Below are 10,155 nucleotides of genomic sequence, written 5' to 3'. Positions count from 1 at the left end.
TTCGGCGCGGCGCTCGACTGGCCCGACCCGGTCGTCGAGCTCACGCATCGCCCCGCCCGCAAGGCCGGCGCCGTCGTCGCGATCGTCGACGGCGAACCGGCGTTCTACCTGGAGCGCGGCGGCCGCACCGCGCTCGTGTTCACCGATGACGAGGCGGTGCTCGCGCAGGGTGCCGACGCGCTCGCCGGCGCGCTCGCCCGAGCGCGCGGGGCCCGGTTCCGCGTCGAGACGGTGAACGGCGCGGGCGTGTTCGGATCGACGCTCGACGCGCCCCTCAGGGGTGCCGGCTTCCGCGAGACGCCGCAGGGCCTCCGATTCGAGGCGAGGAGCTGATGCCCGAGGGCGACACCGTCTTCCGTGCGGCACGCCGGCTCGACGATGCGCTCGCCGGGCGCACCGTGGTCCGGAGCGACATCCGGGTGCCGGCGTTCGCGACGGTCGACCTCGCGGGCGAGACGATCCACTCGGTCGCCAGCCGCGGCAAGCACCTGCTCATGCGCATCGGCGGCGTGGTGCTGCACACCCACCTCAAGATGGAGGCGGAGTGGCGCGTGCTCCGGCCCGGTCAGCGCTGGCCGAGCCCGGCGCATCGCGCCCGGGCGATCGTCGAGACGGCGGATGCCACGGCGGTCGGCTTCGATCTCGGCGTGGTGGAGGTGTTCCCCGCCGCCGAGGAGGCCGATCGGCTCGGCCACCTCGGACCCGACCTGCTCGGTCCCGACTGGGACGCTGCGGAGGCGACGCGACGCCTGGCCGCCGAGCCCGGGGTGCCGGCGGTGGTCGCGCTCGCCGACCAGCGCAACCTCGCGGGGCTCGGCAACGTGCTCGTCAACGAGGTGTGCTTCCTCCGCGGCATCCGACCGGAGCGGCCGATCGGCGAGGTCGACCTCGTGCCGGCGATCGACCTCGCGCGTCGCGTCATCCATGCCAACCGCGACCGCTCGGAGCGGACGACGACGGGCGATACCCGACCCGGTCGGCGGCTCTGGGTCTACGGCCGCGCGGGCGAGCCGTGCCGCCGCTGCGGCACGCGCATCGCCTACGGGCGATTCGGGCGCAACGACGTCGAACTGCGCGAGACGTACTGGTGCCCGCACTGCCAGCCGTGAGCGGCTGCCGGCGCGGCCGGGCAGGCCACGACTAGGAGACCGGCCCGGTCCACTTCTCGCCGGGGCCCTTGCCGAGCTCGTCGGGGATCGTCGAGGCCTCGCGGAACGCGAGCTGCAGGGAGCGGAGGCCGTCGCGCAGCGACCGCGCGTGCATGTCGCTGATCTCCGGTGCTCCGGCGGTGATCAGGCCCGCGAGGGCGTTGATGAGCTTGCGCGCCTCGTCGAGGTCGGTCTGCGACGCGGGGTCGTCGGCGAGGCCGACCTTGACGGCCGCGGCGCTCATGAGGTGCACGGCCGCGGTCGTGATCACTTCGACCGCCGGGACCTCGGCGATGTCGCGCGTCGCATCGGCGACGGCCTGCTCGGTGTCGGGAGCGCCCTGAGCGGCATCGGCGTGGGCACCGTTCTCGGGCTGGTCGTGCTCGGGCGCACGCGTGGACTCGGGCGAAGTGTCGCTCACCGGGGATTCCTCTGCTAGACTACTGCGGGCTCCGGGGCCAGTCCCCGGTACGAAAGTGGAGAGACTCCCACCCGCGCATACCGCTTCATCAAGGTTACCGGGTCGTTCGCACTCCCCTTCCCCGTTCCGGCGGGGGAGGAGCAAGGGTGCCGCATGAGCCCGCGGTGAGAATCCGCGGGGCGTCATCGCGTGGATTTCCGCTCTCGTCTTCGGGCGGCATCCGTCTCCCGAAGGGCTGGAACACACGTTCGAGTAGAGGAGACTCGCATCAGCGATCCGCGTACCAATGACCGTATCCGCGTTCCCGAGGTCCGCCTTGTGGGCCCCGGCGGAGAGCAGGTCGGCGTCGTGAAGATCGAGGTGGCACTGCGGCTCGCGCAGGAGGCCGACCTCGATCTCGTCGAGGTCGCGCCGAACTCCCGTCCGCCGGTCGTCAAGATCATGGACTACGGCAAGTACAAGTACGAGGCTGCGCAGAAGGCGAAGGAAGCCCGGCGCAACCAGGCGAACACGATCCTCAAGGAGGTTCGGTTCCGCCTCAAGATCGACAAGCACGACTACGAGACCAAGATGAAGCGCGCCGTCGGCTTCCTGAAGTCCGGCGACAAGGTCAAGGCCATGATCCTCTTCCGCGGTCGCGAGCAGTCGCGTCCCGAGATGGGCGTCCGCCTCCTGCAGCGCTTCGCGGAAGACGTCGCCGAGTACGGCACCGTCGAGCACAACCCGACGATCGACGGTCGCAACATGGTCATGGTCATCGCGCCCCTCAAGAACAAGTCCGAGGCCAAGGCCGAGGCGAATGCACAGCGTGCTGCGGCGAAGCAGCGCCCGGCGGCGGATGCCGCGGGCGACGGACCGCAGACGGCCGCGGCCGACGAGGCCTAGGCCAGCACACACGTCCGCCACCTCGGTGGCGGCAGAACCAAGGAGAGAGACGAGAGATGCCGAAGCAGAAGACCCACTCCGGGTCCAAGAAGCGCTTCAAGGTCACCGGCAGCGGCAAGATCAAGAAGCAGCAGGCCGGTATGCGCCACAACCTCGAGGGCAAGTCCTCGGTGCGCACCCGCCGCCTGAACCAGGACAAGGTCGCCTCGGCGCCCGACACCAAGGTCATCAAGAAGCTGCTCGGTCGCTGAGCGACGAGACCCGGTAAGGAAGAGACACAGTCATGGCAAGAGTCAAGCGCGCAGTCAACGCGCACAAGAAGCGTCGGGTCATCCTCGAGCGCGCCGAGGGCTACCGCGGGCAGCGGTCGCGCCTCTACCGCAAGGCGAAGGAGCAGGTCACCCACTCGCTCGTCTACTCGTACAACGACCGCCGCAAGAAGAAGGGCGACTTCCGTCGCCTCTGGATCCAGCGGATCAACGCCGCTGCGCGCCAGAACGGCATCACGTACAACCGCCTCATCCAGGGGCTCGGCCTCGCCGGCATCGAGGTCGACCGTCGCATCCTCGCCGACCTCGCGGTCAACGAGCCGGCGACCTTCGCGGGCCTCGTCGAGGCCGCAAAGAAGGCGCTCCCGAGCGACGTGAACGCTCCGAAGAACGCGGCCTGATCGCTGCTTCGGCCCGAACGGCCCGGCACCCTCGCGGTGCCGGGCCGTTCATCGTCTCCGGGCGGCGCACGCGCAGGAGCAGGCGGGCGACGGCACGGGGCGGATGCCGCTGCACGGCGGGGGAGCGGCGCCGCCGCGGCATCCGTCGCTAGGCTTGACCCGTGCTGGAGAACCCGAGGTCGCCCAGGGTGCGGGCCGTCGCGAAGCTCGCGAAGAAGCCCGCGCGCGTCGAGACGGGCATGTTCCTCCTGGAGGGGCCGCAGGCCGTCGCCGAGGCCCTGACGTTCCGGCCGCAGCTCGTCGTCGAGCTCTACGCGACGCCGACCGCGCTCGAACGCTACGCCGACATCGGCGACACGGCCATCGACGCGGGCGTCGACGTCGAGTACGTCACGGAGGAGGTCCTGGACGCGATGGCCGACACGGTCACGCCGCAGGGCTTCGTGGCGGTCTGCCACCAGTTCCCGACCGCCGTGAAGGACGTGTTCGCGGCGAAGCCGAAGCTCGTCGCGATCCTCGAGGAGGTGCGCGACCCCGGCAATGCGGGCACCATCGTCCGCGCCGCCGACGCGGCCGGCGCCGACGCGGTCGTCTTCACCGGGCGCGCGGTCGACCTCTACAACCCGAAGGTCGTGCGCTCGTCGACGGGATCGATCTTCCACCTGCCCGTCGCGGTCGGGGCCGAGCTCGAGGACGTGCTCGCCCGCGCCCGCGAGGCGGGCCTCACGATCCTGGCCGCCGACGTCAAGGGCGAGGACCTGCTCGAGGCCCGTCGCGACGGCCTCCTCGCTCAGCCGACGGCCTGGCTCTTCGGCAACGAGGCCCGGGGCCTGCCCGACGAGGTGCTGCCCCTCGCGGACCGGGTGGTCACGGTGCCGATCTACGGGCACGCGGAATCGATGAACCTCGCGACCGCGGCATCCGTCTGCCTGTACGAGAGCGCGTTCGCGCAGCGCAGCTGAGGTAACGGAACGGTAAACCCCCCGCTCTGGCGGTGGCCGCCGGGCACCCCCGGGCCCTAGTTTGAGGGGTATGGCCGCCGACACCGCTCCTCGAACGTCGAACATCTCGGTCCGTCGCGGCGAGCCTCTCGTCGTGATCGACAAGGTCGAGAAGCACTTCGGCGAGCTGCACGTCCTGAACGACATCAACACGGTCGTGAATCGCGGCGAGGTCGTCGTCGTCATCGGCCCGTCGGGTTCGGGCAAGTCGACGCTGTGCCGTGCGATCAACCGACTCGAGACCATCGACTCGGGCACCATCACGATCGACGGCCAGAAGCTCCCGGAGGAGGGCGCGGGGCTCGCGAAGCTGCGCGCCGACGTGGGCATGGTCTTCCAGTCGTTCAACCTGTTCGCCCACAAGACCGTGCTCGAGAACGTCACGCTCGCTCCGATCAAGGTGCGCCGCATCCCGCGCAAGGAGGCCGACGCCAAGGCGATGGAGCTGCTCGAGCGCGTCGGCGTCGCGAACCAGGCGAAGAAGATGCCGGCGCAGCTCTCGGGCGGCCAGCAGCAGCGCGTGGCGATCGCGCGATCGCTCGCGATGAACCCGAAGCTCATCCTCCTCGACGAGCCGACGAGCGCGCTCGACCCCGAGATGATCAACGAGGTGCTCGACGTGATGGTGAGCCTCGCCGAGCAGGGCATGACCATGATCGTCGTCACCCACGAGATGGGCTTCGCGCGCAAGGCGGCCGATCGCGTGCTCTTCATGTCCGACGGGAAGATCGTCGAGGAGGCGACGCCCGCGGAGTTCTTCGACCACCCCAAGACCGACCGCGCGAAGGACTTCCTCTCGAAGATCCTCGAGCACTAGACCTCTGCTGCCACGAGCGGCGGAGAAACCCGAACGAACCACGAGAGATGAGGCACGACATGAGACGCAGCAGAATCGCACTCGTCGCGGCGGCTGCCGCGACCGCACTCCTGCTCGCCGGCTGCGCCGGCGGCGGAGACGATGCCGCCGATGAGCCCACGGTGGAGGAGGCCCCGGAGTTCGCGGAGGGGACGACCATGGCGGCGCTCGCCGAGGCGGGCACGGTCACGGTCGGCACCAAGTTCGACCAGCCGCTCTTCGGCCTCGTCGGACCGGACGGCGTGCCCGTCGGGTTCGACGTCGAGATCGCGAAGATCATCGCCGCGGAGCTCGGCATCGCACCGGAGGACATCGAGTGGGTCGAGACCGTCTCGGCCAACCGCGAGCCGTTCATCGAGAACGGCGAGGTCGACTTCGTCGTCGCGACGTACACGATCAACGACGATCGCAAGCAGGTCGTCGACTTCGCCGGACCCTACTTCGAGGCCGGCCAGTCCATCCTCGTCCTCGCCGACAACGAGGACATCACGAGCGAGGACGACCTCGTCGGCCAGCCGGTCTGCTCGGTGAGCGGTTCCACGCCGGCCGCCAACCTGCGCGACCTCGGCGCCGAGGTGTTCGAGACCGACACGTACAGCAACTGCCTCGAGCCGCTGCGCAGCGGCCAGGTCGTCGCCGTGTCGACCGACAACGTGATCCTCGCGGGCCTGGTCGACCAGAACCCCGGCGAGTTCAAGGTCGTCGGCGAGCCGTTCACCGAGGAGCCCTACGGCATCGGCGTCATGCTCGGCGATGACGACTTCCGGTCGTTCATCAACGACGTGCTCGAGCAGTCCTACGAGGACGGCTCGTACGAGGCCGCCTGGGACGCGACCGCAGGCACGGTGCTCGAGTTCCGCGAGCCGCCGGCCGTCGACCGGTACTGATCCGCGTGGAGGTCCGGGCGCCGCACGGCGTCCGGACCTCCCGGTTCGGCACGTCGACCTCAGACCACAGGAAGGAAGCGCGTGGACGCGGTCATCGAAAACCTCCCGCTCTACCTCGAGGGCTTCGGCACCACGGTGCTGCTCCTCGTGGTGTCGGGACTCGCCGCGCTCGTCATCGGCACGCTCGTGGCGGCCATGCGCATCTCGCCGGTGGCGTCGCTGCGGTGGTTCTCGACGGGCTACACCGAGCTGGTGCGCAACACCCCGCTCACGCTCGTGCTGTTCTTCACCGCGATCGTCCTTCCGATCCTCGGATCGAGGTTGGACTTCGTCACGGCCGCGTTCATCGGCCTGTCGGTGTACACGTCGCCGTTCATCGCCGAGGCCCTTCGATCGGGCATCAACGGCGTGCCCGTCGGGCAGGCCGAGGCGGCCCGCAGCGTGGGCTTCGGGTTCGCCCAGACCGTCGGGCTCATCGTCCTGCCGCAGGCCTTCCGGATGACGGTGCCGCCGCTCATCAACGTGTTCATCGCGCTCACGAAGAACACCTCGGTCGCGGGTGCGTTCTTCGTCGTCGACCTCTTCGCGACCGGCCGGATCCTCGCGAACGACCGCGGTGACGCGGTCATCCCGATCCTCCTCGGCGTCGCCACCTTCTACCTGCTCATCACCGTGCCGCTGGGGCTCCTCGCGGCACGCCTCGAACGCCGTTGGGTGGTGCAGCGATGACCGGATCGAGTGTCCTCTTCGACGCCCCGGGCCCCGTCGCCCGTCGTCGCTCCCGGATCAGCTCCATCATCGGCGCGGTCCTGATCCTCGCCGGACTCGGGTGGATCGTGGTGACGCTCGCGGCGCCGAAGGGGAACCTCCCCGGCTACTTCGATCCGTCACGCTGGGAACCCTTCACCAACCCGATCGTCTGGGAGCGCATCTTCACCGTCGGCGTGTGGGGTACGCTCAGCGCCGCCCTGACGGCGTCGGCGTTCGCGCTCATCCTCGGGACCGTCTTCTCGTTGCTGCGCAGCGCGCAGACGGCGTGGATCCGGATCCCCACTGCCGTGGTCCTCGAGTTCATCCGCGGCATGCCGGTGCTGCTCATGATGCTGTTCATCCTGCTGGTCCTGAGCACCGGCACGTTCTGGGCGGTCGTCGCAGCACTCTCGCTCTACAACGGCGTGCTGATCGGCGAGGCGCTGCGCGCCGGCCTGGCATCGTTGCCGCGCGGCCAACGCGAAGCCGGCCTCAGCCTCGGCATGCGCCCGATGCAGTCGAAGATCCTCGTCGAGTTCCCGCAGGCGTTCCGCCAGATGCTGCCGATCATCATCGCCCAGCTCGTCGTGCTGCTGAAGGACACCTCGCTCGGCTACATCGTCGGCTACGTCGAGTTGCTGCGCGTGACGATGAACCAGCTCGCGACGTTCTACGGCAACTACTACCTGTTCTCGTTCTACATCGTCGCGCTCGTGCTGTACCTGATCATGAACCTGTCCCTGTCGTGGGTCGCGCGCTGGGTGTCCCGTCGCACGGCGAGCAAGACCGGGAGCCCCACGCCGAACCCCGACGAGGAGAACGAGGAGCTCCTGAAGGGGATCGCCACGGCCAACGCGGAGAGGCGCCAGACGGGCAAGGGCGCGATCTAGTCGACGCAGGGGGCCACGCGCCCCGACTAGACTCGACTCTCGTGTCCGAGCCCCTCCAGATCACCGAACCGGCCGTCGCGGCCGCGGTCGACGCGGCCCTCGCCGCGATCGACGCAGCAGGCGACTCCGCCGCGCTGAAGGCCGTCCGCAGCGAGCACACCGGCGAGAAGTCGACGCTCGCGCGGTTGAACGCCTCGCTGCGCTCCGTCCCGAACGACCAGAAGGCCGCCCTCGGCAAGCTCGTCGGCTCCGCCCGCGGCCGGGTGAACCAGGCGTTCGCCGCCCGCGAGGCGGAGATCGTCGCCGCCGAGGCCGAGGCGCAGCTCGCCGCCGAGGCGGTGGACGTCACGGCGCTGCCGTCCCGGTTCACGCCCGGCGCCCGGCATCCGCTCGCACTGCTGCAGGACCGCGTGTGCGACGTCTTCACTGGCATGGGCTGGGAGATCGCGGAGGGCCCCGAGGTCGAGAGCGAGTGGTTCAACTTCGACGCCCTCAACTTCGACGCCGACCACCCGGCGCGCGCGATGCAGGACACCTTCTTCGTCGACCCGCCGGAGGCGCACCTCGTGCTCCGCACGCACACGAGCCCCGTGCAGGTGCGCTCGATGCTCGAACGCGAGGTGCCGATCTACGTGCTCGCACCCGGCCGCGTGTACCGCACCGACGAGTTCGACGCGACGCACCTCCCCGTCTTCATGCAGTTCGAGGGCCTCGCGGTCGACAAGGGCCTGACCATGGCCCACCTCCGCGGCACGCTCGACCACTTCGTGAAGTCGATCTTCGGCGACGAGGCGAAGGTGCGCCTGCGCCCGAGCTTCTTCCCGTTCACGGAGCCCTCGGCCGAGCTCGACTTCTGGCACCCGACCTTCAAGGACGGGCCGCGCTGGATCGAGTGGGGCGGCTGCGGCATGGTGCACCCCAACGTGCTCCGCGCCGCGGGCATCGACCCCGAGGTCCACACGGGCTTCGCCTTCGGCATGGGCATCGAGCGCGGGCTCATGCTCCGCAACGACGTGCAGGACATGCGCGACATGGCCGAGGGCGACATCCGCTTCTCCCAGCAGTTCGGAATGGTGGTCTAGGACATGCGAGTGCCTCTCAGCTGGCTCGCCGAGTACGTCGATCTCCCGCCCGGCACGTCCCTCGACGACGTGCACGCCGCGCTCGTGCGCGTCGGTCTCGAGGAGGAGGACGTGCACACGTTCGACCTCCAGGGCCCGATCGTCGTCGGCGAGGTCCTCGAGTTCGTCGAGGAGCCGCAGACGAACGGCAAGACCATCCGCTGGTGCCAGGTGCGCGTCGCGCCCGAGGGCGAGCAGGCCGCCGACGGCGGCGACGCGGTGCACGGCATCGTGTGCGGCGCACGGAACTTCTTCGTCGGCGACAAGGTCGTGGTGACCCTTCCCGGGTCGGTCCTGCCCGGTCCGTTCCCGATCGCGGCGCGCAAGACCTACGGCCACGTGTCCGACGGCATGATCGCCTCGGCCAAGGAGCTGGGGCTCGGCGAGGACCACGACGGCATCCTGCGCCTCTCGACGCTCGGCGTCGACGCACCGGTCGGCACCGACGCGATCGCCCTGCTCGGCCTCGACGACGCCGCGGTCGAGATCAACGTCACGCCCGACCGCGGCTACGCGTTCTCGATCCGCGGCGTGGCCCGGGAGTACGCCCACGCCACGGGCGCGGTGTACCGCGACCCGGCCGCGCAGGTGCCGGCCGCGACGGCATCGGCCGACGCCTTCCCCGTCGAGGTCCGGGACGAGGCGCCGATCCGCGGCCGCGTCGGCGCGAGCGTGTTCGCGACGCGGATCGTGCGCGGGATCGACCCGACCCGGCCCACGCCGGCCTGGATGGTCGCCCGACTGAAGCTCGCCGGCATCCGCTCGCTCTCGCTTCCGGTCGACATCACCAACTACGTGATGCTCGAACTCGGCCAGCCGATCCACGGCTACGACCTCGACGCGCTGCAGGGCGGCATCGTCGTGCGCCGCGCCGCGCCCGGTGAGACGCTCGAGACGCTCGACGGCAAGGTGCGCACCCTCCATGCGGAGGACCTGCTCATCACCGATGACCGGGGCGCGATCGGACTCGCGGGCGTCATGGGCGGCGCGTCCACCGAGATCGGGGATGCGACGACGAACGTGCTGATCGAGGCCGCGAACTTCGACCCCGTCTCGATCGCCCGCACCGCGCGCCGGCACAAGCTCCCGAGCGAGGCGTCCAAGCGCTTCGAGCGCGGCGTCGACCCCGCCGTGGCGGGAGCGGCGGCCGCTCGCGTCGCGCAGCTGCTCGTCGACCTCGCGGGCGGCGTCGCCGACGAGCGGGGCTCGCTCATCCACGAGGCGCCCGCGCGCGAGGCGATCCACCTGCCCGACGGGTTCGTCACGGGACTCATCGGCGTCGAGTACACCGCCGACGAGGTGCACGACGCACTCGCCGAGATCGGCGGCGCGGTCGCCCGCGTCGAGGGCGGCTTCGACGTGGTCCCGCCGTCGTGGCGTCCCGACCTCACCGCGAACGTCGACCTCGCGGAGGAGGTGGCGCGACTGCTCGGCTACGACCGCATCCCGTCGGTGCTGCCCGTCGCCCCGCCCGGTCGTGGGCTCACCCGGGCGCAGCGCGTGCGCCGCGGCGTCGCCGACGCGCT

The 10,155-nt window shown here is 70.3% G+C and carries 13 protein-coding genes; 12 read left to right on the top strand and 1 reads right to left on the bottom strand.

The features are described 5' to 3' along the window. A partial coding sequence (locus ESO86_RS18605) for a hypothetical protein (RefSeq protein ID WP_165307406.1) occupies positions 1–333 on the top strand: 333 nt, incomplete at its 5' end. Beyond that, positions 333–1,109 (top strand): DNA-formamidopyrimidine glycosylase family protein, encoded by a 777-nt coding sequence (locus ESO86_RS06080; protein ID WP_129234087.1) that lies wholly within the window; start codon positions 333–335, stop codon positions 1,107–1,109. The genes ESO86_RS18605 and ESO86_RS06080, both read left to right, overlap by 1 nt. Before the next feature lie 31 nt (positions 1,110–1,140). On the opposite strand, the gene ESO86_RS06075 is transcribed toward ESO86_RS06080, so the two are convergent. Continuing rightward, a complete protein-coding gene (locus ESO86_RS06075; protein WP_129234086.1) occupies positions 1,141–1,569 on the bottom strand; it encodes a DUF1844 domain-containing protein in 429 nt (142 codons plus the stop codon). A 267-nt stretch (positions 1,570–1,836) separates the two neighbouring features. Between ESO86_RS06075 and infC the strand changes: the two genes are divergently transcribed. From infC to ESO86_RS06025, 10 genes are all read left to right on the top strand, one after another. Continuing rightward, the gene (gene infC / locus ESO86_RS06070) at positions 1,837–2,454 is read left to right on the top strand and encodes a translation initiation factor IF-3 (protein ID WP_129234088.1); all 618 of its coding nucleotides are present in this window, start codon (positions 1,837–1,839) and stop codon (positions 2,452–2,454) included. A 56-nt stretch (positions 2,455–2,510) separates the two neighbouring features. After that, positions 2,511–2,705 carry a 50S ribosomal protein L35 gene (gene rpmI, locus ESO86_RS06065; protein ID WP_067949205.1) on the top strand — a complete coding sequence of 65 codons (195 nt, stop codon included), beginning with the start codon at positions 2,511–2,513 and terminating at the stop codon, positions 2,703–2,705. 32 nt (positions 2,706–2,737) lie between these two features. Further along, positions 2,738–3,124, top strand: coding sequence for a 50S ribosomal protein L20 (gene rplT, locus ESO86_RS06060; protein ID WP_129234085.1), 387 nt, complete (start codon positions 2,738–2,740; stop codon positions 3,122–3,124). Between the two features lie 161 nt (positions 3,125–3,285). After that, positions 3,286–4,086, top strand: a complete 801-nt coding sequence (locus ESO86_RS06055; protein WP_129234084.1) for a TrmH family RNA methyltransferase — start codon at positions 3,286–3,288, stop codon at positions 4,084–4,086. Positions 4,087–4,156: 70 nt separating this feature from the next. Further along, positions 4,157–4,942, top strand: coding sequence for an amino acid ABC transporter ATP-binding protein (locus tag ESO86_RS06050; protein ID WP_129234083.1), 786 nt, complete (start codon positions 4,157–4,159; stop codon positions 4,940–4,942). Positions 4,943–5,001: 59 nt separating this feature from the next. After that, positions 5,002–5,868: a glutamate ABC transporter substrate-binding protein gene (locus ESO86_RS06045; protein WP_129234082.1), complete on the top strand. Its 867-nt coding sequence runs from the start codon at positions 5,002–5,004 to the stop codon at positions 5,866–5,868. Between the two features lie 81 nt (positions 5,869–5,949). Beyond that, positions 5,950–6,597 (top strand): amino acid ABC transporter permease, encoded by a 648-nt coding sequence (locus tag ESO86_RS06040; protein WP_129234081.1) that lies wholly within the window; start codon positions 5,950–5,952, stop codon positions 6,595–6,597. Continuing rightward, a complete protein-coding gene (locus ESO86_RS06035) occupies positions 6,594–7,508 on the top strand; it encodes an amino acid ABC transporter permease (RefSeq protein ID WP_129234080.1) in 915 nt (304 codons plus the stop codon). The genes ESO86_RS06040 and ESO86_RS06035 overlap by 4 nt, the downstream gene beginning before the upstream one ends. Positions 7,509–7,549: 41 nt before the next feature. Further along, positions 7,550–8,590: a phenylalanine--tRNA ligase subunit alpha gene (gene pheS / locus ESO86_RS06030; RefSeq protein WP_129234079.1), complete on the top strand. Its 1,041-nt coding sequence runs from the start codon at positions 7,550–7,552 to the stop codon at positions 8,588–8,590. Between the two features lie 3 nt (positions 8,591–8,593). Beyond that, positions 8,594–10,155, top strand: a 1,562-nt coding sequence (locus ESO86_RS06025) for a phenylalanine--tRNA ligase subunit beta (RefSeq protein WP_165307403.1), incomplete at its 3' end; no start/stop codon positions are given.

Source organism: Agromyces binzhouensis (genome assembly GCF_004135055.1).
Lineage (GTDB): Bacteria > Actinomycetota > Actinomycetes > Actinomycetales > Microbacteriaceae > Agromyces > Agromyces binzhouensis.
The sequence above is the reverse complement of the archived record's forward strand: the minus strand, read 5'-3'. Positions and strand labels throughout refer to the sequence as shown.